Origin of the sequence: Streptomyces sp. MCA2, from assembly GCF_023544705.1 — a bacterium.
GTDB classification, from domain to species: Bacteria; Actinomycetota; Actinomycetes; order Streptomycetales; family Streptomycetaceae; genus Streptomyces; species Streptomyces decoyicus.
Window position 1 is genome coordinate 89,561 of sequence record NZ_JAMJFM010000024.1, and the last position, 22,751, is coordinate 112,311.

The following is a 22,751-nucleotide window of genomic DNA, read 5'->3' on the forward strand; positions in this document are numbered from 1 at the left end:
GGGACTCCAGCCTCAGACTTGAGCCATGCCGCCGTCGACGCTCAAGTCCATGCCTGCACAGAAACTGCTCTCATCGGAGGCGAGGAAGAGGGCGGCCGCGGCGACTTCCTCCGGGCGTCCCATACGTCCGAGGGGGATGACGGATGCGAAGGCTGCCCTGATGGCGTCCGCGCCTTCCTTCCAGTCTGCTTGGCTGTCCATGATCGGGGTGTCGATCGGGCCGGGGCTGAGGGCGTTGACCCGGATACCGTGGTCCTTGAGCTCTTTGGTCCAGGTGCGGGCGTAGGAGCGAACGGCGGCTTTGGTGGCGCTGTAGGTGCTATACCCGTCGAGGCCGGTGTAGGCGGCAATCGATGCGACGAGGATGATCGATCCGCCGTCGTCCATCAAGGGCAGCGCTTTCTGGGCGCTGAAGAGGGTGCCGCGGGCGTTGAACGGCTCCGCCGACGATTGGCGCCGGTTCATCGAGGCGGGGCAGTTCCGGGCACGCGAGGAGGACAACCGTGTCCAGGTCGCCCAGTTGATGGCTGCGGGTGGCCCGAATGTGAAGAAGGTCGCGCAACAGGCTTTGGATGGGTCTCCCGAGGACGTGCGGGAGTTCCTGGACGAGGGATGGCAGGTCGCTGCCGCGCGGGATCAGGAGGCCCTTACCGTCACGCAGTTGGCCGCGCTCGCCGACCGGGCGCAGAAGGAGGCGAAGGAGCTGACAGGCGAGGCAAAGGAGGAGCCGGCCAAGGCGGAGAAGGCAGCCGGGGCCGCGGCCAGTGCGGGTGCCAATGCGGCTGCGGCTGCGACGGCTGCTGCCGAGGCGGGTCGCTGGGCCGGTGAGGCCGGTGCGAAGTCTGACGAGGCAGAGGCTGCGGCGGCCCGGGCTCGGCAGCTGGCCGGGCAGGCGACGCGTGCAGCCGAGGCAGCGCAGTCCAATGCCCGTCAGGCCGCCGCCGCAGCAAGGCAGTCGCGCAACGCCGCCAATGATGCCGCCGCGCATGCCGAGGCCGCAGCCAAGGCGGCGGACAAGGCCGCGGACGAGGCAGGCCATGCGGTGGACGCCGCCAAGGAGTCCACCGCAGCGGCCGACGCCGCCACGAATGCCGCCGACGACGCGCAGACAGTGCAACCTGCTCTGGCAGGGTTCTTGCTGACTCTTCTGATGGTCCATCAGATCGTGGCATCGCCGTCGACATGGCCAGCTGCTGGTGGTAGTCGGAGATCCAGCGGTCAGCCGACGCCGAGTCCCGGAGCTTCGGGCGAATCCAGCCGAGAGTCTGCTTGAGGAGCCGGAAGGTGTGCTCCATGTTGAAGCGGCGGAGGAACGCCTGCCAGCACCGATCAACGTCCTCGGCCCCGGCGCCGCTGGACAGCTTCTCGACCGTCAACCGGATTACGGTGCCCTCGATGATGGGCAACGGGCCCTGGTGATCGCCCTACGCGGCCCGGCGGGTCAGCCGGGGATGCGGTCGGCCCATGCCTGCGCCATCGCGGTCTCGTAGCGGTCGGTGTTCGTGACGGTGACCGCGTCCGGGTCGCCCCGGATCTCGGGGCGGCCGAAGACGAACTCGCCGCCGTGCTTGGGTGGGTGTCCGCCCTGCGGGGGCAAATCCACGGCTCCGGAACGGGCTTGAGCATCACGCGGTCGGAGCGGAGCCGGCCCAGGATCTCGACCGGTAGGCCGCAGACTTGAGGGGCAGCAGCCCCTCAGGGTGCCCGGACCCGGCCACGCGGTGTCGGCGTCAGGAGCCCCAGCGGGAAGCCCGCGCCGCGAGTTCGAGGGCGGTCACCGCGCCGGGTTCGCCTCGTTCGCGGAGGAGTTCGCCTGGGACGGTGTAGTGGGCGCCGGCTTGCGGGGAGCGGGCGGCCTGCCGCACGACGTCGTCGACCAGCACGGTGGCCATGTCCAGTCGCGGGTAGCGGCTGTGGAGCATGTCGCCCTGGGCGTCGGTGACGTACTCGGTTCCGAAGCCGATGTCGACTCCGATGCCCCGGCGGGTGAGGTAGGCCAGCACGCCACGGCGTTCGGCGATGCCGTCCGCGGTGTGCAGGGCGATTGCCTCCCACACCGGGTCGGTCTTATCGGCGCCATAGCCGTGCTCGGTCAGGAACCGTGCGGCCATGTCGGCGCCTTCGACCTCGAAGCGCGCCTGGCCCGGGGCCGACGGCGAGGCCCCGAGGTCGTGCAGGACGCAGGCGTGGAAGAGCAGTTCGGCGTCGAAGTCGATGCCGGGCTTCAGCCCTTCGTGTTCGGCCAGCAGCGCGGCGAACACGTAGCTGCGGAAGCTGTGGTTGGCGACGGGCGCGCTCTCGCGCGAGCGAACGAGCTCGACGGCGGCGCGGGCGACGGGAGTGTCCGGGAGTGCCGGCAGGAGGCAGGCTTCAGTGTCCATGAGGCGACCGTAGGCGCGTATCGGACCCAACCGTGAGTGGCACTCATGTCATGAGGCGATAGAATCGTGCCATGACGGGTCGGGTATCAGGCGGGGCACACCACGTGGTCGTGGTGGCTCTCGAGAACGTCCTCGCGCTGGACATCGGGATTCCGATGCAGGTCTTCGGGAGCTGGCGGGACGGCCCGTACACGCTCACGGTCTGCGCCGAACAGCCCGGCCCCGTCCCGATGCACGGCGGCCCTCCGCTGTCCGTCGCGCGCGGTCTGGACTGCTTGGCATCCGCCGACACCGTGATCGTCCCGGGCTACCTGGAGCCGGACGTGCCTGGGGCCGAGGTGACCGCCGCACTGGCGGGGGCGGCTGCCCGCGGCACCCGCATGGCGTCCATCTGCACCGGCGCGTTCGCCCTCGCCGCCGCCGGTCTGCTCGACGGCCGCCGGGCCACGACGCACTGGCTGTACGCGCAGGCGCTGGCCCGGCGGTACCCCCGGGTGATGGTCGTGCCAGAGGATCTGTACATCGATGAGGGCCAGGTGCTCACTTCAGGCGGCGTGTCCTCCGGCCTGGACCTGTGCCTCCACCTCATCCGCCGCGACCACGGCCCCCGCCTGGCGAACCAGCGGGCCCGCCTGCTGGTGGCCGCCCCGCACCGCAACGGCGGCCAGGCCCCGTTCATCGACCTGCCGGTGCGACCCGAGCCGTCCGACACCCCTGCGCTGTACGACTGGGCCCTGCGCAACCTGCACCAGCCGCTTACCGTCGACCAGTTGGCACGCCGGGCCGGCATGTCCCGCCGGACCCTGATCCGCCGCTTCCACACCGACACCGGCCTGCCGCCCATGCGGTGGCTGCTCGATGCCCGGCTTGCCCGCGCACGCGAACTCCTCGAATCCGGCGACCTCACGGTCGAAGCCGTCGCGCGCCACTGCGGCCTGGGCACCCCGGCCAACTTCCGGAACCTGTTCAAGGCGCACGTCGGAGTCCCGCCTAGTGTCTACCGTGAGACGTTCGTCGGCTGACGGGCGCCAGGGCGCATCGGCCACGACCGCTATGGGCGGCCACCTCGGCGCCGTTGAGGAGATCGGCGGACAGGTAGTAATCCTCACCCGCATGCGTGTTGGAGCCCAGAAGGTTCTCCATGAACACCTGCGGATGCACATGGCCCAGGGAGGCCGGCGATGTAGCGCTCCACCAGTTCGCGCCACGCGAAGTGTGGGTCGTGAAGCCGGCCGTACGCCTCTTACGTCGCAGGTGGCGCCGGAGGGGACGCCGCCCTGGAGCGCCGTCAGGGTGCGGGGCGCCTCAGCCGGCGGCCCAGGAGGACGGTTCCGGCGCCGGCGATCAGTGAGGCGGCGGCGATGCCGGTGAGTGTGGTCTTGGCCTGGGCGTCGTGGGTGGACCCTGTGGCGGCCAGTCCGGGCCGGGCGGAATCGGCCGCTGTGGCGGCTTGGAGGACGAGGTCGGTGACCGCTTCGGGGTGGGAGATCATGGCCACATGGGAGGAGTCGATCTCCACCGTGTGTGAACCCGCGCGCTTCGCCTCGAAGCGTTCCTGGTCGGGGTTGATGGTCTTGTCCTGTTTCGCGACGAGGAACCACGAGGGGATGTGTTTCCAGGCGGCGACCTTGGCCTTCTCCGAGAAGGCGGTCGTCGCCGCGGGCCGTTGGGTCACCGCCATGACCCTCGTGGTGCTCTCCGGCAGGTCGGCGGCGAAGACCTGGTGGAGCCGGTCGGGCTTGAGGTAGAGGTCGGTCCCGTTGAGGCCGTCGCCGGCGCGGTAGGGGACGGACTTCGTGGCGGTGTCGAGTTCGCTGGGGAACCTGGCGGCCAGGGACATGCCGTTCTCGCCCACGTCGGGCATCAGTGCCGATACGTACACCAGGGACTTCACTTGGGGGTTGCCCGCGGCGGCCGAGCTGATCAGGGAGCCGCCGTAGGAGTGCCCTACCAGCACGACCGGGCCCTTGATGCTGTCCAGTACGGAGGCGATGTAGGTGGAGTCGCTGTACAGCCCGCGCAGCGGGTTGGCGGGGGCGATGACGGTGTAGCCACGGCGTTGGAGCCGCTCGACGACCCCGTTCCAGCTGGAGGCGTCCGCGAACGCCCCGTGCACCAGCACGATGGTGGGTTTGGTCGTAGTCGTGGTCGTGCCGCCGTCCGCCGCGGCGGGGGCTGCCACGGTCGTGCACAGGGCCATGGCGCATCCGGCCGCGATGACGTGTGTGCGACGTATTCGGCGACGTGAGCCGCGAACCGGAAATGCCGCCATGTCCATCTCGCCTTCTTCGTGAGACTTACGGAAACTCAGTGTTCACCCATCCGCACCGGCAGGCGCGGCCGCGCGCTCCAACAGAGCCATAAATGTGGGCCACGGGAGTGAATTCCGGAGTCCACGGGTTTCCCAACCTATGTCGTGAGCTGTGTACTCCGGCGACCTTCCAAGCACTGGCTTGACTGGCTTTCCGTCGCAGAGACCGTGCCGCTGTGTGAACTTGGCAATTCCCGTGACTGCCCATGTCGCCGGTCTAGTCGGCCCCGCGATCTTCATGAAGGTCTATCCCGCTCGGGCCCATGCGCGCCTTCCCCCAGGCGCCGGTCACGGCATTTTCCTTGATGGGCCGTCGCTTCCGAACAGTTACGCAAACCCCGGTCGCATGACCAAGAACCGAAAGAAGGGGTGAGCACATCGCGAGAACCAACCCGGAAGCAAGGAACGCCGTTCTCGTCCAGGCGGCTTCGTCGACGGATTGGCCTCGAGGAGTCCACGACCTGCTGCACCAGTTTGGGAGATCGCGTAGGTGGATGGGTGCTGACCTGGCGAGACGTTGACCTGCGCGTTCCCGCGACGCTCGCCGGCATGCCCCTGTGTTCGTCCGTCGCCGCTTGATCGGGCACGCTGGGGGCACGAGCCCGATCGTGCCTACGTCAGTCGGTGGTGTGCGTCCGTTGGTCGTAGTCCGCGCGGGCGGCACGGATCACGTCCACGTGCTGGTCGGTCCAGTGGGCGAGGGCTTTCACGACGTCGAGCAGGGTGTGGCCGGTCTCGGTGAGGGCGTATTCGACGCGGGGCGGCACGGTGGGGTGGACCGTACGGGTGACGATGCCGTCGCGTTCCAGGGCGCGCAGGGTGGAACTGAGCATGCGCTGGGTGATTCCGTCGCTGGCCCGGCGCAACTCGTTGAATCGATGGGGACCCTTCCCGAGGCGGCAGATGACGATGACGGACCACTTGTCGCCGATGCGGTCGAGGATGTCGCGCACGAAGGCCGCCCGCTCTGCGGCCGTGTGCCAGTTCCCGGACTCGTCCATGGTTGCTCTCACCGGTTCCTCGGGTGATACCAGGGCACTTCGAACTGCCTTCTTGCCGGATTCGCCGACCGGTCCAATGATCGTAGTGCTGGTATACATCAAATACCAGGCTGCGCATGGGATACCAGTAAGGGAGTGGACGTGAAAGAGATCGGAGTGGGGATCATCGGCGCCAGTCCGAGCAAGGCGAGCTGGGCGGTGAACGCGCACATTCCTGCGTTGCGGGCCGTGCCCGACTACCGGTTGCGCGCTGTGGCCACCAGCCGGCGTGCCTCGGCGGACGCCGCCGCGGCGGCGTTCGGCGTCGACGCGTTCGACGACCCCCGGGCCTTGATCGACCACCCCGGAGTCGATCTCGTGGTGGTGGTGGTGAAGGTGCCTCAGCACCATGACCTCGTGGAGCAGGCGCTCGCCGCCGGGAAGATGGTCTACAGCGAATGGCCGCTCGGTGTGAACGTCGAGGAGGCCACGCACCTGGCTGAGCTGGCCGACGCAGCCGGCGTGCGGACCGTCATCGGATTGCAGGCCAGATTCGCCCCGGCTGTGCGGCACCTGCATGAGCTGGTCGCCGAGGGCTACCTCGGCCGGGTGCTGGCGACCACCCTAAGCGGGTCCGCGGGCGGCTGGGACGCGGTGACCGATCGCCGGCACGCCTATCTGTTCGACGTCACCAACGGCGTCACCACACTGTCGGTATCCACCGCGCACGCTCTGGACGCGCTCACCTACGTCCTGGGCGACATCGACCGCGTCACCGCCACACTCGCGGTCGGACGCCGAGAGGTCCTGATCGCTGAGGAGAACACGACCGTGCCGGTGACCGCACCCGACCAGGTCGCGGTATCCGCAGCATTGCAATCGGGTGCCGTCGCGTCGGTATTTTACCGCGGCGGCCGCTCCCGCGCGGGGGGCCTGCGCTGGGAGATCAACGGCACCTCCGGCGATCTCCTGCTGACCAGTCCGTCCGCCGACGGCAACATCCAGAGCACTGAGCTGACCCTCGGTGGGGGCCACGGGACCGCGACACAGGTCGGCCCACTGGCAGTGCCCGCCCGGCAGACCACCGATCTGGCCGCCGTCCCGGCCGGGCCCGCCCGCAACGTCGCTGCCGTGTACGCGGCTCTCGCCGAGGACCTGACCAAGGGCACCCATGAGGTTCCGGACTTCGCTCACGCACTGCGCATGCACCAGCTGATCACGGACATTGAAGCCGCTGCCCGCCGCTGACGGCCGTCGCACAAGGATGTTCGGTACGCGACCGTCGCGCCATGGCACCCGCCCCCTCCCCAGCCCTCCCGTGTGCCGTCGACCCACACACCGTGGAGCGGGCATGGTCCCTGACGTCCAGGTGGAGCGCGCCACGGTACGAACGACCCGGATGCCGGGCACCACGTCTGCTCGGTTCTGCCTGCGGCGATGGCAGACGGAGCGGCGCTCCCCGCACACGCCACCAAACGGCCGCTGGCGGAGCCAGGATCTCCCTGCTCAGGGCCAGATCGACCATGGGGAGTGCTGGTGGCCCGCGACGCCTGCGAGCAGCGCAACCGGCGACGGGGGAACCGGACACGGCGGGACGTGAACGTTTATGCCTGGACGAGGATATTGGTGGAATCGCTCGGGCCTGGGCGATTCCACCACGCCACCCACCAACCCACCCACCACGCCACCCCCTTTCCGCCCACCCGCAAATACCGGATAGCACACAAGCGACAACGCCGTATTTCTCTCTTGCGTTGCTAAACTCGCGAATAATGCCTGGCGGTCGGCGTCAATGCCGACTACCGACTCTGCATTCGGACCGACAGCCGGTTCGGACTACCAGGGGTATCGCCGACCGGTCAATGGAACGACGACGCAAGTGCGCGACGAAGGGACATGCTGTGCCGACTGTCCGTCAAGCCACCATCGATCTGCTCAGGCAGCACGGGCTGAACACATGGTTCGGCAATCCCGGCTCCACCGAACTGACCCTGCTGGACGAATTCCCCAGCGACTTCCGCTATCTCCTGGGTCTGCAAGAAATGGTGCCGGTCGGCATGGCCGACGGCTTCGCGCAGGTCACCGGACGTCCCGCTCTGGTCAACCTGCACACCGCGCCCGGCCTCGGCAACGCCATCGGCGCCCTGTACAACGCCTACCTGAACAAGACGCCGCTCATCGTCACCGCGGGCAATCAGCGTCGTGCCATGCAGAATCAGAAGACCCTCCTGACCAACGAGGACGCCGTCCTGGTCCCGCGTCCGTTCGTCAAATGGTCCGCCGAGCCGGCCATCGCGAGCGAGGTACCCGCGGTCCTCGCCCGCGCCCTCCACATCGCGACGTCCCCGCCCACCGGGCCGGTCTTCGTCTCCCTGCCGATGGACGACATGGCCTACGAACTCAACGACGCCCAGACCGCGGAGATCGAGGCGATCCGGGACCGCGAGGTCACCCACGCCGGAGGGTTCCGCAAGGACCTGGCGAAGAAGATCGCCGGCCGGCTCTCCGCCGCGAAGTCGCCCGCCTTCGTCGTCCACGGCGACCTGGAGCACGCCGGAGCCTGGGACCTCGTCGTGAAGCTGGCCGAACGCAGCAAAGCCGCCGTGTGGACTTCGCCGCTCCCGGGGCTGTCCGGGTTCCCGGAGAACCACCCTCTGTACCAGGGCCTGCTCCCGCCCGGCGCCGGCTGGATCTCCGAAGAGCTGAAGGGTCACGACCTCGTCGTGGTCCTGGGCGGCCCGGCCTTCCGCTACTACCCCTACATCCCCGGCCCGTATCTGCCCGAGGGCACCTCGCTCATCCACATCACCAGCGACCCGGATGAAGCCGCCCGCGCACCCGTCGGCGACGCCTACGTGGCGGACGTCCGAGCCGCGGTGGAAGCTCTGCTGGGCGAAACTTCCGAATCCTCGCGCACGGCCCCCCAGGCCCGGCCCGACGTACCGCGCCCGGAACGGGCTGAAGCCCCGATGCAGGCCGCGGACCTGTGGACGGCCGTCGGCCACGCCGCCCCGGCGGACGCCCTGTTCGTGAGCGAGGCTGGTTCCAACGAGGTCCCGATCACGGAATACGTACGGCCCGGCGCCGCCCTCTCCCACATGTCCGCTGTCGGCGCGGGCCTCGGATTCGGGCTGCCCGCCGCTGTCGGCGCCCAACTCGGCGCCCCGGACCGCCCGGTGATCGCCCTCATGGGCGACGGGTCGATGCACTACGCGATCACGTCCCTGTGGACCGCCGCCCACTACAAGATCCCACTGACGATCGTCGTCTCCTCCAACGACGAATACGGCGTCCTCAAGCAGTTCGCCGACATCGAGAGCGCCCTCGGCATCCCCGGACTCGACCTGCCCGAGCTGAACATCTCGGCCACTGCCGCGAGTTACGGCATCGACGCGCACGAAGCCAACGACACCGACCAGGTCGCCGAGATGCTCCGCGCCGGAGTCAACGACCGGGACCGCCCGACCCTCATCAACGTCCGGACGAACAAGGTCAAGAAGGTCGCCCCCCGCCTGACCTGAGCCCGCCCAGCCCGGCCGAGACGGTCGACGAGTGTCCCACCGCCCCTCCGTCGCTGCCGGGCCGCGCGGAGGGCCCGGTCGGGACGCCGGTGAACGCACCCGTCGTCACCCTCAACCACCGGGGCAGGCTGCCAGCGGGTGCGGCAGCTGGGCGAGAAGGGCAAACTGGTCACGGATCAGCCTCGGCCTCTGAGTGCCGAGCCAAACGCGCTCTGAGGTGAGCCATGAACGTGGAAGCTGACATCCCGAGCCTCGTCGGCGTCCACCACCTGAAGCTGCCGGTACGCGATCTCGCCCGCTCCGAGACGTGGTACGGGCGCACGCTCGGCTACCGGCGGGCAGCCGAGTTCGTCGAGCAGGGGGCGTTGATAGAGATTGTGCTGAGCCACCCGGCCGGCGGACCGGACCTGGCGCTGCGACTCGCCCCGGACCGGGCCGAGGCCGCCGCCGGCTTCGACTACTTCGCGATCGCGGTGCCCGACAGCGCCGCGATCGAGGCGCTCGCCGCTCGCCTGGAAGCCCTTGACCAGCCGCACGGCGGCGTCTGGCGCGGCCTGCGCGGATGGGTGCTGCCGCAGCTGCATGACCCCGACGGTCACGAGGTGCGTTTCTACACCATCGAGGAACACACCTCGGGCGAGCCCGGCGAGGTCATGCGCATGGTGGACCCGCAGGAAAGCGCCGAGCAGGTGCGGCCCCCCGCGCCGTAGGCGGCCCGACCAGAGGTTGCCGACCGACTCAGGTCAGTCTCCACAAGCGCACGAGGCTGGGTGACCGAAGGAACCTCGGCGGCACCGACGAGGCAGCCGGTGGTCACTGCGTGGTGCGCAGGGGGAGTAGTGGTGGACAGACACCTTTGGAACGGTGCAGCACGGGGTAGCAGGGCCCGCGTACTTCGAGGCCATGGATCACCTGCTGGAGTACGACTTCGAGACCCTCGTGACCGGTCACATGTCCCTGTACGGCACTCCCGAGGACGTGCAGACGAATCGCGGGAGAAGCCCCTCGGCGGAACCGACATCTTCCTCGCCGACAACCTCAACGCCGTCGCATGGAGCGGGATCCCGCCCCCTGCGCCGGGCGGCCTTCGACGATCTGACGCCCGGTTTCGGACCGAACCTTGCGATGCACACAGGAGGCGAGATGTTGTCTGCCCTGCGGGCCAGGGCCAGTAATGGCTGCCGACGACCCCCAGGACGCTCCGGCCCGCCTTCGCGGCGGTCGTCGGGATCTTGCTGACCTCATGTACGAGCGCCGGGTCGGCCGACACGCATGCCGCCGCTGCGACACCCGCGCCGGTGGGACCCGGCTCCGGATCCGGCGGCCGTGTGTATGTCACCAACCAGCAGGACAACACCCTCTCGGTGATCGACGCCCGCAGCTACAAGGTCCTCGCGACCGTGAAAGCCGGCAAGGCACCCGAAGGTGTCGCGGTTGCCCCGGGCGGCAGGCACGTATACATCGCCAACAACGGTTCGGCCCAGGTGTCGGTGCTCGACGCCCGTACCAACAAGATCACCACGACCGTGCCGGTGGGGAAGGGCCCCACGGGTGTCGGCCTCAGCCCCGATGGCAGATCCCTCTATGTCGCCAACGGGGGCTCGAACACCGTGTCGGTGATCGACACCGGAACCAACCGGGTGGCCACACGCATCCCGGTCGGTAAGTCCCCGGTGAGCGTGGCCTTCAGCCGTGACGGCAGTACAGCCTACGTGGCCAATTCCGGGTCGGGCAGCCTGTCGGTCATCAACACCCGTACACGCAAGGTCACGGGGAACCTCGCCGCGGGGCGCTCCCCTGTGGGCGTCGCCGTCACCCCGGACGGCAAGTCGGCCTACGTCGCCGATGAGGTGGCAGCACGTGTCCTGGCCGTCGGAACCCGCACCCGCAAGGCGACTGCCGTGCCGGTCGGCGAAGGGCCAGGGCTGGTTCAGTTTGGGATGGCGACATCGACCAGGGCGGCGGCTACGGTGCGGGCCGCTGTCTCGGCGCTGGGGTCGCGGTCCAGCCAGGCGCTGATCCCGGCGCCGTCGTAGAGCAGGACCAGTTGGTGGGCGAGTGACTTCGCGTCCTGGGCTCCTGCCTGCTGAGCGAGGCCGAAGAACAGCTCGTGCAGCCAGGTGCGGTAGTCCTGCGCGGTCTGTTCGACGACACCACCGGGGAGAGCGTCGGCACTCGCGCTGATAAACGCGCAGCCACGGAATCCCGGCTCGACGAACGACAGGCCCTGCACCTCGAACGCGCCGACCAGGCGCTCCCTCGGGGTGTCGTAACGGGTCTCGAGTTCGTGTGCCATGCGCTCGGCGGTCGCGGCGTGCCGAGCCTGCAGGTAGGCGCGGACGAGGCCGTCCTTGCTGCCGAATGCGCTGTACAGCGTCGCTTTCGCGACTCCGGCGTGCTCGATGACCCGGTCGATCCCGACCGACTGGACACCCTCGGCGTAGAACAGCTCGCCGGCGGCGGCCAGCAGCCGCGCCCGCGCTGCCGCGCTGCGTTCCTTCGGTGACAGCACCTTCTCAGACATACCCGCATGGTAGCAGACAGGTCTGTCTGTCTTGAATCGTCGCACCCTCCTGTTGACATATCCAGACAGGTCTGTCTAGGTTGGAGGTGTTTCCAGACAGACCGGTCTGGATGACAAATTTGGAAGGTGCATCCCATGTCTGTGGAGCACGAAAACTTCGACCTGCACCCCACTACTGCCCTCGTTACCGGGGCCACGTCCGGCATCGGCCGGGCGGTCGCCAAGCGGCTCGCCGCCGATGGAATGTCTGTCGTCGTGGCCGGCCGCAACGCCCAGCGCGGCGTCGAGACCGTCGACGAGATAACCGCGGCCGGCGGCGAGGCCCGGTTCGTCGAGTCGGATCTTGAGGACCCCGCCGGAATCGACCGGCTCGCCGCCGAGATCGGCGAAGTCGACGTCCTGGTCAACAACGCCGGGCAAGCCATTTGGGCGCCGACCGAGGAGATGAAGGTCTCCGAGTACGACGCGATGTTCGCCAGCAACGTCCGCGCAGCGTTCTTCCTCGTCGCCGCGTTCGCCCCGGCGATGGCGGCGAAGGGATCAGGCGTAGTGATCAACATGGGCAGCATGGCCGGCAGCCTCGGCCTGGCCACCGGCGCCGCCTACGGCGCAACCAAGGCCGCCCTGGCATCGCTGACGCAAGCCTGGACCGCCGAGTACAGCGGCCGGGGCGTCCGCTTCAACACCGTCGCCCCCGGCCCGGTCTACACCCGGCCCGAGGCCCGCGACCTCTTCGACGCGCTCGCCGAGACCACCGCGATGAAGCGCGCCGCCGAGCCCGCCGAGATCGCCGAGGCCGTTGCATTCCTCGTCTCGCCGAAGGCCGGCTACATCACCGGCGCGACCATCGCCGTGGACGGCGGCCGCACCGCCATCTGAATCCGCCTCTCTCAAAAGGGCAACCCTCATGAGCAACATGATGTACGGCCTGAGCGTCGACGCCGCCAACGCCGAGAAACTCGGCCACTTCTGAGCCGAGGCGCTTGGGCGGGACGTCGCCTCAGGCGCAAGCCCCGAATTCGCCACACTCAACCCGGATGAATCGTTCGAAGCCCTGGGGCCGATGTCCGGGCGCCGCGGTCCGCACGGAAGTTACGGTCATCGCGAAGGGCCTGCGAGTGAGCGTCCGTTCAGTGGAACGCTGGAGGCGGTCCTGGCGCGACAACGGCGTTGCCGGTCTTCGTTGTTCCGGGCCAGCGACGGGTTTTCGTACGGCGGGGCTTGGCACGCGCCTCAATAACGCACTGCCCTTGAAGCGGCCGGCACGCATCGTGCAGGCCGCCGTTCGTTAGCTCAAACGCAAGAAGCGCCCCTCCCCATCCAGGCAGGATGAGGAGGGGAACGCCAAGCGAATGCGGCTAAAAGGCCGGCGAGCCATACAGGCGAGGGCCTACCCGGAGCTCGCTCTACGAGACGGCGTCGATGTACCAGCTTCCCCTTGAGAAACACGTGTCAGTCCACACATCGTTGTCGATGTTGTACTGCACGCACCTCTCGCTGGCGATGTCCTTGAACTCATACCTCCCGACGTTGTCCTCCCGGTAGGTCCACTGCTGGTAGCGGTTCTGGATCGCGCATTCGCTTGTGTACGTGCTGCCGTCGGCGCTGCTGTCCAGGCACCTGCCGGCGGCGACGTTGCGGAGCATCAGGTTGTTCCCGCCACGTGAGTACCAAGTCCACTTCTGGTACTCGTTGTCGGGCCTGCACGGCTTGTTGTACACCTTGCCGGAGCCATCGCTGTCCAGGCACTGCCCCTCGGGGAATCCATCGGTTCGCAGTTGCACGTTGCTGCTGTCAGGGGGTACCTGCCGATCGGCGGCTGAGGCAGGGGACACGGTCGTGAGCGCGAGAACGACGGCACTGACAGCCAAGGGAAGAACCCTGCGCACGATGCTCTCCTTCCAGGAAGGCGTGCGGGAGCAGGGGCCTTACCAGCAGGGTCGTCGGTGTCCCGGCTCCCGCTGAGGACCCAGGAACGCTATCCACGGCGACGTGAGCTACCCCGTAGGTGGCATGACGTCGGGTCGGTTTCGATTTGCCATCCCGCCCCACATCAGCCAGCACGATGCGACCGCTGTCTGGCTCTTCACGTGACCCGCATCGGATAGTTCCTACTGACATTTCCGAAGGTTGTGGGGCTTGGGTTATGTCGGGAGGGGTGGTAGGCCGGTGCCGGTCAGGCAGCCGTCGATGAGGTGGGGTCTGCGTTGGATGCGGCGCATGCCGCTTCGGACGGCACGGACGAGATCGTCGCAGTCGGTGAAGACGACATTGGCCGTGGTGACACGTCGTAGCAGGGACCAGATGCCCTCGACTGGGTTGAGGTCGGGGGCATAGGTGGGCAGTTGGATGATGGTGAGCCAGTCCTGCCCGGCTGCCCACTGTCGTAATGCCGCACTGCGATGGACATTGAGGTTGTCCCAGATCACCACGACGGGTCCGTTGAGCTTGTGGTAGGCCCGCACGATCAGGTTGCGGTAGTCCTGCCAGGTGAAGCCTCGGTGGTCGCCTTTGTGATGGCCCTGGATGCGCGGGCGGTAGATGAGCCGGCTGCGCTCGCCTGTCTTGTAGCAGGCCAGGGCGGCCATGGTGATGCGACCACGTGAGCCTCCGTTGAACCGGACCTGCGGGGTGTGCCCCGTGGCGCCCAGGTGCGGCTGCGATGCGACGTCATCGAGACAGCAGCCTCGTCCTCGAAGACGAGCCAGGCCCCGAGCGCCGCGGCCGTTGCTTTGCCGAGGGCCAGGTCTCCTTGATCCAGCCTGCGACAGCCCCCTCGTTACGCTCGACGGCCCGACGCGCCGGCTGCTGGCACGACCAGCCATGACGCCGCAGCAGTTCCCACACTCCACGGACGGGCAAGTCGATTCCCAGCGTGTGCGCGATCAACGCCCTTACGACGTGGTGCGCGGCAACGCCATGGACCACGTACGGGTCAGTGGCGAGGTGGCTGCCCGGCCGCGCGCGAGAAACGGGCCCCTCACATGCCGGGAGGCCACACGGGCGGCCACGGATCGCTGTCCTCCTGGCAGAACGGCCTCCCGGACACGTGAACGGCCCATTCCGGCCGCCACTCCTGGCAATAGTCCAGGTCGTCGCGGAACACCAGCGCCAGGCGCCGGACATGCAGGCAGGGCCACCGCTCCACATTGATGTGGAAGTAACTGGCGAACTCCGAGCCCGGGTCGATCCGTGAGCACGTGACGCAGCCCGTGAACAACACCATCCTCGACTCCGCCCGCCCGCCGCCCGACTCGAAATACCAGGCCGGCATGCGCTTCGGCTCGTGGTCGACGAGGGAGGCGAACCCGTCCTCGTCGAGCCGCGACAGCAGGAAGCCGAGCAGCGTCTCCGCGTATGGCTCGAAGCGGGGCACGGCGGAGTCCTCCGGGGGACAGGTAGGTTCAGCAGTCCTCACGGTGTGAAGCGCGAGAGTGGGGGCGGCTGGACCGTGACGTGAAGAGAGCCGTTCGGGTTGGTCTTGTCGTGATGCAATACCTGGCCCGTACGGCTCTCTCGCATCGTATCTGCACGGGCTTCTCGCGGCGTCGACTCGGCGTGCTCATCGCAGAGTTGGCGCCCGGGTGGACTGCCCAGCAGGACTCCCGGCTGCGTCAACGCCGAGGTCGCGACCGCCTGCGGGCCGAGGGCGGTGGACCGGACCATCGGCTGGTCTTCACCGATCGAGTGATCGCCACTTTGGCGATCCTGCGGTTTCAGCTCCCGCACGCTGCCCTCGCCGTCTTCTACAGCGTCGACCGGTCCACCATCACCCGGGCCGTCCACGAGATCCGCCCGCTCCTCGCAGCGCGCGGCTTCGCCGTTCCCGGTGAGGTGGGTCTACGCCTGCACACCCTGGCCGACGTCTTCGCCTACGCCGACGCGAAGGGCGTTGAGCTGCGACTGGACGCCACCGAGGTGCGCGTACGGCGCCCGAAGGCCGGCACGCCCGGACGCCGGACGTTCGTGTCCGGCAAGATGCGGCAGAACACCAAGAAGGCCACGGTCATCACCGACCACGAGGGCCGCACCCTGTGGACGGGGGCGCTCCGGCCGGGCCGCATGCACGATCAGACGGCGATCAACACCGAGGGGATCGGCGACCTGTTCGAGCGGTATCTCAGGGTCAAGGCCAAGGTCGACGCCGGATACCAGGGCCTGGCCAAGCGGTTTCCCCAACAGATCCAGGCACCGCCGAAGAAGCCCGGCAGGGACGCTCCCGCCATGGAGATCAAGGCTTGGGAGGAGGCCCGCAAGCAGCAGTCCTCGGAGCGGATCTGCGTCGAGCACGCCAACGCCGAGCACAAGCAGTGGCGGCCCCTCCAGCGATACATCGGACGCCGCGAGTACACGACCAGACCCACCTGGCGATCGCCGGACTCGTCTCCGACCGCACCACACAGCGGTGATCACCCACCAGCCAGCTCGCCAGGCCAACACACCCCGACCTCAGTCGCGCACCACGCTGTAAGTGGTTGGCGCTGGAAGTCCTTCGGGGGTTGATCAGGCGGCCAGGGCGCCGGAGGACTATTGGTGTCGGTCGGTGAGTGTGTGCCCGTCGAGCCGGGCCAGCAGATCGTCCAGGTCGGAGGTGGTGAACTTCCACTGGAACGGCTGTGCCGTGGCGTTGTAGCGGTCTTCGAACCTTCGGAGCCGGTCCCTGACCCGGTCGAGGTCGGTGAAGTCGTTGGGTGTCACGACCTTGCGTTGCACGACGGAGAAGAAGATCTCCACTTGGTTCAGCCAGGAGGTGTGGACCAGAAGGCGTTGGGGAACCGGGCGGCCAGGCGGTCGATGGAGGTCTTGCCGCGGTGGGAGGAGCCGTTGTCGACGATCCAGAAGACACGCTTTGTGCCCGCGTAGGGCTCCTGTGCCATGACCTGTTCGACCAGGGCCATGACCAGCACGATGCCGGTGGTGGCCTCGCAACGGCCGAAGGCTTTTGCCTGGTGGACGTCGTAAGCTGCCAGATAGGCCAGGGCCCCGCCGCGTCCGTACTCGTGGTTGACGCGCATCGCCTTGGCCTGTCCGGGGGCCAGAGACGGGTGGCAGCGGCAGCGGGCCTGGATCGAGGTCTTCTCGTCGCTGGAGATCACGTACTCGTCCGCGCCGAGGGGTTCGCCTTCGTAGGTGCGGGCGTACAGGTCAAGGACGCGTTGGGCCTTGGCGCGGAAGTCCGGGTCCCGGATGAAGATCCAAGACCGGTACTGCCAGGGTCTGATGGCGTCCTGCCGCAACCAGCGGCGCACGGTGGACGCCGAGATGCTGTCGGTGACGCCGCGCGCGGTCAGCTCGGCGGCCAGTTCCGGGCACGACCACCGCGCCAACGGAACCCCGGTCTCGGCCGGGAGCTGGCAGGCCAGGGCCTTGGCCTCGGCGACCTGCACGGGGGGGAAGCGGGCCGGGCGCCCGCTGCGCTTGCGGTCGGCCAGGGCCGGCAGGCCGCCCTCGGCGAACCGGCCTCGCCAGGTGCGCACCGTGTCCACGTGCACCCCGGTCTCGACGGCGATACTCGCGTTAGGCCTGCCCCGAGCCGCCAAGATCACGATCCGCGCCCGCAGCCGGGCCCGGTGCTCGCTCTTATGCCCCAGGCGGCCTTCTTCAGCAGGTGCCGCTCTGCGACGGTCAGGGCAATCGGACGCGCGGAGGCAACAGGCAAGGCAGGCAGGCCGATCGGCAGAAGTGGCTGTCTGGGGTCGTCAGAAAGCTTCAGGTGTGCCTGGACGAAGGGGCCGTTGCCGAACGAACTGCCTCGCGGATATCCAGGGGGTGCCCCCAGCACTCCGGGGCACGTGTCACGGTCCGGGAGGTGCGAGCGGTGAGCGGACTGTCGACCGCTGCACCGCTTTTGGTAACCCGCTGTAGTCGAGCGCGGCAGGGACGCTAGATTACACTGGACTGTGCAGTCCATTTTGAGGAGACAGGTCATGCGCGGGGAGCTGACGGCGAAGGGGAAGGCAACGAGGAGCCGGATCGTCGAGGGGGCTGCGGCGGTGCTGCGCGAGAACGGCGTCAGCTCGGCGACGTTGGACGACATCATGGCGCGGACCAGCACCAGCAAGAGTCAGCTGTTCCATTACTTCCCGGCTGGCAAGGACGAACTGCTCGTCGCGGTTGCCCAGTTCGAGGCGGATCAAGTCCTGGAGGACCAGCAGCCGTACCTGGGCTGTCTGGACTCATGGGAAGCCTGGGAGCGGTGGCGGGATGTGGTGATCAACCGTTATGAGACCCAAGGGGACGAGTGTCCGCTCGGGTCGCTGTTTCTTCAGATCGGGCGCTCGGCCCCCGGGGCGCGGGCGATCGTGATCGAGTTGATGCGTCGCTGGCAGGAGAGCTTGGCGGTGGGTATCCGGTCGCTACAAGCTGCTGGCCGGCTTCCCGCCGGACTCGATGTCGATGCCAGGGCTGCCGCCCTGCTGGCCGCGATACAAGGGGGCGTGTCGATCCTGCTGTCGACGGGTCAGTCCACCCACCTGCGCGCCGCTCTCGGCCAAGGCATCACGGACCTGCGCCGCGCGGGCAGCGCAGGTCCGTGACCTGGCGAAAGGGCGCTTCACGCATCAGCCTCGCCCAGGGCAATAGCGTGTGTCAGTCGGCGATGACGGCAACGGTGGTGCGGCCGCCGTCGACGTCCAGCACGATGCCGTGCACGAAGGCCGACTCGTCACTGGCCAGGTAGACGGCGGCGTTCGCGATGGCATCGGGGGTCCCCATCCGGCCTGCGGGGGTGCCCTTCATCATGACCTCACCGGGGTGGATCTCGCCGGGGGCGGGCGTCTGCACGACGCCCGGCGAGATCGCGTTCACCCGTACCCCCCGCGGCCCGAACTCCGCTGCCCAGGCCCGGGTCAGGGTTTCCACGGCCCCCTTGGTGGAGCTGTAGAGGGCGCTGATCGGAATGCCCAGGCGGGCGATCCAGGAGCCGAGGTTGATGATCGCTCCGCTGCCGACCTCCGCCATGGCGGGTGCGACGGCCGCGGTGAGGAAGAACGGGGCCTTCACGTTGACCGCGTAGACCTGGTCAAAGGTCTTCTCATCGGTGGTTGCTGTGCTATTGCTGGGGTAAATGCCCGCGTTGTTGACCAACACGTCGATGCGGCCCCCGAGGACCCGCGTCGCCTCCCAGGCCAGTGCCTGCGACGCGGCGGCGCTGCCGTCCAGGTCGGCCTGCAGGAAGTCGGCGCGGCCGCCTCGGGCGCGGATGCCGTCGACGACCTCCTTGCCGCGTCCGGCGCTGCGGCCCGAGACGACGACGTGCGCCCCCTCGGCGGCAAACGCCTGCGCGATGGCCCGTCCGATGTTGCTGGTCGCTCCGGTCACCAGGGCAGTCTTGCCCTCAAGGCGCGTCGACATGGTCCACTCCGTTGCTTCGGTCTCCGCTACGAACCGCACGGCCGAACCACATAGCGCGCTCGGCCGGTCGGGGCCCTGGGAAACCGGCATCGTCACCAGCCCGGGAAAGTTCGCAACCGGCGGACATCCGGGCCGTGCGCGAAGGCGACCTTGCTGTCGAGCAGTCCAACGCGCACTGCTCCTCTCGTCCGGATGGCGCCGCTCAGGCCCCGTTGAAGTGCTCGTCGACGAAACCCGGCTTGGCGTCGTCGATCACCCGCCGGTACCGCTCGGCGATGTGCTCGGGGTCGAACGGGGTGCCCGGCTCGACCATCCCGTTGACCGTGAGGGTGAAAACCCGAATGCCGTCGTCGGCCAGCTGGGTGCCCAGCAGGTTCGCGACCCCGCGCAGCCCCAGCTTGCCCAGGGACAACGTGGCGAGGCTCGGGTGTGGCTGGTCGGCCAGACCGCCACCGGTGAACAGCAACGTGCCACCGTCGGAGGCTCGCATGGCCGGCACCGCGACCTGGGCGGCTACCACCGCGCCGACGACGTCCACGGTGTAAGCGCCCAGCAGGTCCTCGGGCGCGGCCGACAGGAGGTCGTCGGGCGTTAGCTGGGCAACGTTGTACAGCACGACGCCGGGCGGGTTCGGGGCCGCGTAGAGCGAGCTCAACGCCTCGCGCAGCTGCCCGGGGTCGGCCGCGTCGACGCGCAGAGTGGCCACCTCGGCCCCGGTTGGGCGCAGGTCGGCGGCGAGCTCCTCGAGCTTGTCCCGGTCCCGGGCGGCCAAGGTCACCCGGTAGCCGTCGTGGGCGAAGCGACGGGCGGTGGCGGCGCCGATGCCGGGGCCGGCACCGATCACGAGTAGGTGGCGGGCGTCGGCGGGATGCGGCGAGGGGGACGTAACGGCGGACACGCTCGGAGGGCTCCTTCAACGCAGGATGCACAAGGCCGATGACCGTATGGTTTCAGGCCCGAAGACGGATACCAAGCAACTGCTGATGCGAGTTTCAAGACTGAGTGGGGGCTGACTGGCCCCCGGGAGGATCCTGATGGTTGTGTACACCGTGCCGCGGCCCGAGGAGCCGGCCGACCCATCGCCCGGTTCCGGCAATGCCATCGGCCTCGAGAGCCGCGGCTGTCCGGCGCCGAGAGCTCGCCGTCTTCCTGCGCGGCCGGCGCGAGTGCATATCGCCGAGCGAGCTCGGCATCGTGGCGACCACTCGGCGGCGCACCCCCGGTCTGCGCAGGAAGAGGTCGCTCAGCTCGCCGGGATGAGCGTCACCTGGTAGACGGCCCTGGAGCAGGGCCGCGACGTGCCCCCCTCGCCGCAGGTGCTCAACGCGCTCGCCCGCACGCTGCGCCTGGACCACGACGAGCGCCACCACCTCTACCGGCTCGCCGGTGCCGCGGACGACGCGGTGGTCGCGGAGTGCAACGCCGTGAACGACGAGTTGCACGCCGTGCTGGACAAGCTCGCCCCTTACCCCGCCTGCGTCCGGAACGGCAAGTTCGACCTGCTCGCCTACAACAGCGCGATGTGCCTGCTGATCACCGACCTCGACGAGGTGCATGTACTCCGCGCCGGGGGGGCAGCGGCGAGAGCCCTCCCGGAACCGTTTCAGGTGGTATGTCGTCTGCAGGAGCTGCCCGGAGCGCCCTCTCCAGTTCTTCCAGTTCCGTCTCTAGGGCATCTTGAGCCCGGCGCAGTTGCCAGGCGCGCTGTTTTCAGGCGGGTGTGCAGTACATCTGGGGCCGGCCGCGGAGGCTGTGCCGCATGAACGGTCGTCCAACCGCTTCCTGCCCCGTGAAGACTCAGGCAGTGGCGGCCGGGCGAACTCCCTGGTCGGGGTCGACGTCCTCGAAGCAGCGGAGGCCCTGGCAACGCGGTGGCGTCCGTCGCAGGTCTGGGGGATGAGCCCCTTCAGCGGAAGTACGACCCAGGAGGTGTGGGAGCGGTTCGATCCAGGGGTCTTCCTTCAGGGATCCGCGTCAGTCACGAAGGCCCAGGCCGCGTTCCTCTCCTCCTACGGCCTGCCCCGGGTTGACGCGGTCGCGGTCGGCACGGACAACGTCGAGCACCTGCGCGAGCTGGCCGAAGTCCTGTCGTACAAGGTCGACGAGAACGTGGTTAGGGAGTACCGGCAACTTCTCAAGGCCCGTCAGCCCGCCTGAAGCTCCTGCAGCAACTGCTCCGCCGTCTTCCGCGCAGGGACCAGGCGGGGATCCTCGGGATCAGAGTAGGGGCCGAGGATCTTCGCTGCGACGAACAGCATCATCAGCTTGCCGTCCCGGCTCGCCAGATCGTTGCACCGCTCTCTGCGGACGCGGTCGGCCAGAGCCGGGACAGCAAGGGAGGCCCCCCACAGATTTGCCGCATCCAGGCCGCACGGGGCCATGCCCCAGTCCTCCCAGTCGAACACGCAGAACACCGGCGCCGTCACATTCGCCCAGTTGAGATCCGCATGGGCCGGACGCCAATCGGCCACCGCCATATCGACGCCGGGAAAGACGCTGTGGATCGTTCCCATGACCAGTTCCTGCGTGAGCGTCTCGGTATCCGGTGTCGCGATCCGGTTCGTGTGCTGCGTGGCGAGGGCCTCCAGCGAAGCATTCAGCGAAGCCCACCACTCCTCAGCCAGACTCGGGTCCTCTGCCACCACAGCGCTCCCCACTGGTGCACCCGGCAGCAGTGCCGTCTCGTCCCCCCGCCACATCACCGGCTCCACCTCGTCCCGCCATGCAACACCAGCGACCCAGGCCGGCTTGGCGATCCCTCGCAGAGCCTCCGCGGACGCGGTGCCATCCCCGCCCTGAACCCCGATCCGGTCGAGCCCACGCCGCTCGATGCGCACCCACGTATCGCGGTCCGTACGCGCCCCCACAGACCGCCGCTTACGCACCACAGTCCCGCGATCGAGGCGCACCCTCAGCATTCGCTCCGCACGATCCAGTACGGCTTCCACAGGCTCTTTGCGCAGATCCACCGAACGCAGCGTCATACCCCAGAACGTACCAAGCCCCAGCCACAGCAGTCCGCCCTTCAGACGTCGTAGGACTGCGTCAACAAGCTGTGCGTTGGCAGCCTCGGCCCTGCAGGTGGATTACCGCAGTCGCCCGACGGGGGCTGTATTGGGGCACGGTCCAGTAAGTACCCTCCTGCCTACAGGGGTTCGAGGTGTATGGCGTGGCATGGCCCCTCTGCGTGTCGCTCTCACGGCCCCATTCCCGCCGACCTCGGCGCCGCGTTCGCCGCCTCCTGCGCCGCGCCCAGCAGCTCGTCGACGCCCCGCACGCAGCGGTCTGGTATGGCGCGCGGCGGATCCTCGCCTTCACCCTGATGATCCGCGACGGGATCCCCGCCGACGGGATCGAGCCGTACCTCCACGCCCGAGCCTGACTGACCGACGCCGCACGCCTCCCGGTGGTGGCCCCCGAACCCCGCGCCACCGACCTGGTCACGACCACGCTCACCAGCAGTGCAATAGTCCTGCGCGACGGCCGCATCCACGCCACCGCCAACCACGCCCCCGTGGCGGCCGGACGCTGACTGTGCGCTATTCCCGAGCCTGGCCGACGACCGAACCGCGCTGACGCTCGGTGAAACGAGGGGCTGGTGAGCGGCCTCTGGTAGCTCGCCCGCCCCTCACCTGTTCATGTCCGCAGCTCAACACGCAGAACCTGACAGGGAACGGACTG

26 protein-coding genes and 2 pseudogenes are annotated in these 22,751 nt (G+C 68.5%); 13 read left to right on the top strand and 15 right to left on the bottom strand.

Annotated elements, in window-relative coordinates:
* Window positions 1-12: 12 nt before the first annotated feature.
* Window positions 13-387, bottom strand: coding sequence for an SDR family NAD(P)-dependent oxidoreductase (locus M8I34_RS20905; protein ID WP_250051075.1), 375 nt, complete (start codon window positions 385-387; stop codon window positions 13-15).
* Between M8I34_RS20905 and M8I34_RS20910 the strand changes: the two genes are divergently transcribed.
* Window positions 365-1,273 carry an ALF repeat-containing protein gene (locus M8I34_RS20910; RefSeq protein WP_284050579.1) on the top strand — a complete coding sequence of 303 codons (909 nt, stop codon included), beginning with the start codon at window positions 365-367 and terminating at the stop codon, window positions 1,271-1,273. The two genes, M8I34_RS20905 and M8I34_RS20910, sit on opposite strands and share 23 nt — an antisense overlap.
* A gap of 168 nt (window positions 1,274-1,441) precedes the next feature.
* Here M8I34_RS20910 and M8I34_RS41960 read toward each other — a convergent pair whose 3' ends face one another.
* Window positions 1,442-1,603 carry a hypothetical protein gene (locus M8I34_RS41960; RefSeq protein ID WP_374210953.1) on the bottom strand — a complete coding sequence of 54 codons (162 nt, stop codon included), beginning with the start codon at window positions 1,601-1,603 and terminating at the stop codon, window positions 1,442-1,444.
* 127 nt (window positions 1,604-1,730) lie between these two features.
* Window positions 1,731-2,381, bottom strand: a complete 651-nt coding sequence (locus M8I34_RS20920; protein ID WP_250051077.1) for an HD domain-containing protein — start codon at window positions 2,379-2,381, stop codon at window positions 1,731-1,733.
* A gap of 71 nt (window positions 2,382-2,452) precedes the next feature.
* Between M8I34_RS20920 and M8I34_RS20925 the strand changes: the two genes are divergently transcribed.
* The gene (locus tag M8I34_RS20925; protein ID WP_250051079.1) at window positions 2,453-3,403 is read left to right on the top strand and encodes a GlxA family transcriptional regulator; all 951 of its coding nucleotides are present in this window, start codon (window positions 2,453-2,455) and stop codon (window positions 3,401-3,403) included.
* A gap of 266 nt (window positions 3,404-3,669) precedes the next feature.
* Here M8I34_RS20925 and M8I34_RS20930 read toward each other — a convergent pair whose 3' ends face one another.
* The gene (locus M8I34_RS20930; protein WP_250051081.1) at window positions 3,670-4,581 is read right to left on the bottom strand and encodes an alpha/beta fold hydrolase; all 912 of its coding nucleotides are present in this window, start codon (window positions 4,579-4,581) and stop codon (window positions 3,670-3,672) included.
* Between the two features lie 728 nt (window positions 4,582-5,309).
* Window positions 5,310-5,705 carry a winged helix-turn-helix transcriptional regulator gene (locus M8I34_RS20935; protein WP_374210954.1) on the bottom strand — a complete coding sequence of 132 codons (396 nt, stop codon included), beginning with the start codon at window positions 5,703-5,705 and terminating at the stop codon, window positions 5,310-5,312.
* Window positions 5,706-5,834: 129 nt separating this feature from the next.
* On the opposite strand from M8I34_RS20935, the gene M8I34_RS20940 reads away from it, so the two are divergent.
* The 4 genes from M8I34_RS20940 to M8I34_RS20955 all read left to right on the top strand — a co-directional run bounded on the left by M8I34_RS20940 (window position 5,835) and on the right by M8I34_RS20955 (window position 11,229).
* The gene (locus M8I34_RS20940) at window positions 5,835-6,920 is read left to right on the top strand and encodes a Gfo/Idh/MocA family protein (protein ID WP_250051084.1); all 1,086 of its coding nucleotides are present in this window, start codon (window positions 5,835-5,837) and stop codon (window positions 6,918-6,920) included.
* Window positions 6,921-7,573: 653 nt separating this feature from the next.
* Window positions 7,574-9,193 carry a benzoylformate decarboxylase gene (mdlC, locus tag M8I34_RS20945; RefSeq protein ID WP_250051086.1) on the top strand — a complete coding sequence of 540 codons (1,620 nt, stop codon included), beginning with the start codon at window positions 7,574-7,576 and terminating at the stop codon, window positions 9,191-9,193.
* Window positions 9,194-9,417: 224 nt separating this feature from the next.
* Window positions 9,418-9,903, top strand: a complete 486-nt coding sequence (locus M8I34_RS20950; protein WP_250051087.1) for a VOC family protein — start codon at window positions 9,418-9,420, stop codon at window positions 9,901-9,903.
* Window positions 9,904-10,521: 618 nt separating this feature from the next.
* A complete protein-coding gene (locus M8I34_RS20955; protein ID WP_250051089.1) occupies window positions 10,522-11,229 on the top strand; it encodes a beta-propeller fold lactonase family protein in 708 nt (235 codons plus the stop codon).
* Here the strand turns inward: M8I34_RS20955 and M8I34_RS20960 are convergent.
* Window positions 11,124-11,717, bottom strand: a complete 594-nt coding sequence (locus tag M8I34_RS20960; RefSeq protein ID WP_250051091.1) for a TetR/AcrR family transcriptional regulator — start codon at window positions 11,715-11,717, stop codon at window positions 11,124-11,126. The genes M8I34_RS20955 and M8I34_RS20960 overlap by 106 nt on opposite strands.
* 135 nt (window positions 11,718-11,852) lie before the next feature.
* On the opposite strand from M8I34_RS20960, the gene M8I34_RS20965 reads away from it, so the two are divergent.
* Window positions 11,853-12,596 (top strand): SDR family NAD(P)-dependent oxidoreductase, encoded by a 744-nt coding sequence (locus tag M8I34_RS20965; RefSeq protein ID WP_250051093.1) that lies wholly within the window; start codon window positions 11,853-11,855, stop codon window positions 12,594-12,596.
* 527 nt (window positions 12,597-13,123) lie between these two features.
* On the opposite strand, the gene M8I34_RS20970 is transcribed toward M8I34_RS20965, so the two are convergent.
* From M8I34_RS20970 to M8I34_RS20985, 4 genes and pseudogenes are all read right to left on the bottom strand, one after another.
* On the bottom strand, window positions 13,124-13,606 hold the full coding sequence (locus M8I34_RS20970) for a ricin-type beta-trefoil lectin domain protein (RefSeq protein ID WP_250051095.1): 483 nt from the start codon (window positions 13,604-13,606) through the stop codon (window positions 13,124-13,126).
* Window positions 13,607-13,861: 255 nt separating this feature from the next.
* Window positions 13,862-14,391: pseudogene (locus M8I34_RS20975) on the bottom strand (transposase).
* Window positions 14,388-14,645: a winged helix-turn-helix domain-containing protein gene (locus tag M8I34_RS20980; protein ID WP_374210955.1), complete on the bottom strand. Its 258-nt coding sequence runs from the start codon at window positions 14,643-14,645 to the stop codon at window positions 14,388-14,390. Before M8I34_RS20980 ends, M8I34_RS20975 begins: the two are co-directional and overlap by 4 nt.
* A 52-nt stretch (window positions 14,646-14,697) precedes the next feature.
* Entirely contained in the window at window positions 14,698-15,093 is a 396-nt protein-coding gene (locus tag M8I34_RS20985) for a hypothetical protein (RefSeq protein WP_250051097.1), read from the bottom strand.
* Window positions 15,094-15,206: 113 nt separating this feature from the next.
* Between M8I34_RS20985 and M8I34_RS20990 the strand changes: the two are divergent.
* Window positions 15,207-16,126 (top strand): annotated as a pseudogene (locus tag M8I34_RS20990) (transposase family protein).
* Between the two features lie 118 nt (window positions 16,127-16,244).
* Here M8I34_RS20990 and M8I34_RS20995 read toward each other — a convergent pair.
* Window positions 16,245-16,451, bottom strand: coding sequence for a hypothetical protein (locus M8I34_RS20995; RefSeq protein WP_250051099.1), 207 nt, complete (start codon window positions 16,449-16,451; stop codon window positions 16,245-16,247).
* A 5-nt stretch (window positions 16,452-16,456) separates the two neighbouring features.
* On the bottom strand, window positions 16,457-17,263 hold the full coding sequence (locus M8I34_RS21000; RefSeq protein ID WP_250051107.1) for an IS630 family transposase: 807 nt from the start codon (window positions 17,261-17,263) through the stop codon (window positions 16,457-16,459).
* Between the two features lie 381 nt (window positions 17,264-17,644).
* Between M8I34_RS21000 and M8I34_RS21005 the strand changes: the two genes are divergently transcribed.
* Window positions 17,645-18,253 (top strand): TetR/AcrR family transcriptional regulator, encoded by a 609-nt coding sequence (locus M8I34_RS21005; protein WP_250051110.1) that lies wholly within the window; start codon window positions 17,645-17,647, stop codon window positions 18,251-18,253.
* A gap of 52 nt (window positions 18,254-18,305) precedes the next feature.
* On the opposite strand, the gene M8I34_RS21010 is transcribed toward M8I34_RS21005, so the two are convergent.
* Together M8I34_RS21010 and M8I34_RS21015 are read right to left on the bottom strand one after the other, a co-directional pair.
* Window positions 18,306-19,070 carry an SDR family NAD(P)-dependent oxidoreductase gene (locus M8I34_RS21010; RefSeq protein WP_250051112.1) on the bottom strand — a complete coding sequence of 255 codons (765 nt, stop codon included), beginning with the start codon at window positions 19,068-19,070 and terminating at the stop codon, window positions 18,306-18,308.
* A gap of 202 nt (window positions 19,071-19,272) precedes the next feature.
* Window positions 19,273-19,968: an SDR family oxidoreductase gene (locus tag M8I34_RS21015; protein WP_250051114.1), complete on the bottom strand. Its 696-nt coding sequence runs from the start codon at window positions 19,966-19,968 to the stop codon at window positions 19,273-19,275.
* A 418-nt stretch (window positions 19,969-20,386) separates the two neighbouring features.
* On the opposite strand from M8I34_RS21015, the gene M8I34_RS21020 reads away from it, so the two are divergent.
* On the top strand, window positions 20,387-20,833 hold the full coding sequence (locus M8I34_RS21020) for a hypothetical protein (protein ID WP_250051116.1): 447 nt from the start codon (window positions 20,387-20,389) through the stop codon (window positions 20,831-20,833).
* Between the two features lie 133 nt (window positions 20,834-20,966).
* A complete protein-coding gene (locus tag M8I34_RS21025) occupies window positions 20,967-21,227 on the top strand; it encodes a hypothetical protein (protein WP_250051118.1) in 261 nt (86 codons plus the stop codon).
* On the opposite strand, the gene M8I34_RS21030 is transcribed toward M8I34_RS21025, so the two are convergent.
* A complete protein-coding gene (locus M8I34_RS21030; protein WP_250051120.1) occupies window positions 21,215-22,054 on the bottom strand; it encodes a hypothetical protein in 840 nt (279 codons plus the stop codon). The two genes, M8I34_RS21025 and M8I34_RS21030, sit on opposite strands and share 13 nt — an antisense overlap.
* Window positions 22,055-22,239: 185 nt before the next feature.
* Here M8I34_RS21030 and M8I34_RS21035 point away from each other — a divergent pair, with 185 nt between their 5' ends.
* On the top strand, window positions 22,240-22,452 hold the full coding sequence (locus tag M8I34_RS21035) for a hypothetical protein (RefSeq protein WP_250051122.1): 213 nt from the start codon (window positions 22,240-22,242) through the stop codon (window positions 22,450-22,452).
* Window positions 22,453-22,479: 27 nt separating this feature from the next.
* Window positions 22,480-22,602 carry a hypothetical protein gene (locus tag M8I34_RS41370; RefSeq protein WP_284050582.1) on the top strand — a complete coding sequence of 41 codons (123 nt, stop codon included), beginning with the start codon at window positions 22,480-22,482 and terminating at the stop codon, window positions 22,600-22,602.
* The last annotated feature ends 149 nt before the right edge of the window (window positions 22,603-22,751 follow it).